Annotated in this window: 1 protein-coding gene; it reads left to right on the top strand. The window is 40.1% G+C overall.

Annotated elements, in window-relative coordinates:
• Window positions 1-141: 141 nt before the first annotated feature.
• On the top strand, window positions 142-461 hold a 320-nt coding region (locus ACTND6_RS11175), incomplete at its 3' end, for a transposase (RefSeq protein ID WP_441024349.1).

Here is a 461-nt window from a genome sequence, read left to right as displayed (position 1 = left end):
CAAGATGACAAGAGTAACTGTATGGTTTAATCTTGACAAGGATAAAGATATTATTTCGTGGCTGGACAAATCCAAAGCATCTAAATCTGAAATCATAAAAAAAGCACTGAGAAATGAAATGAATCGCAGCGAGGATAGCTTATGATCAAACAGGAAGGTATGATTCTCAGTCCCTATATCGATCTTTACGACATAATCATTCCAGAAGATCACGAGCTCCGGCAGCTGAATGAGCTCGTGGATTTCAGCTTTGTAGATGATCTGCTGAAACACACATACACTTCCGGCAACGGCAGACCAGGATACAGGCCGCAGGTCATGTTCAAATACCTTATGCTTAAGCGGATGTATGAGCTTTCTGACAGAGATGTTGTTGAAAGAACACGTACAGATATGGCGTTCAAATATTTTCTTGGTCTTGCACCCGAAGAAGATGTAATTGAATTTTCAAGTCTTACCAA

The sequence above is a fragment of the Bulleidia sp. HCP3S3_C9 genome (assembly GCF_052064035.1).
Classification (GTDB): domain Bacteria; phylum Bacillota_I; class Bacilli_A; order Erysipelotrichales; family Erysipelotrichaceae; genus Bulleidia.
Note: the sequence above shows the minus strand (reverse complement) of the source record. Positions and strands in the feature narration are given on the sequence as shown.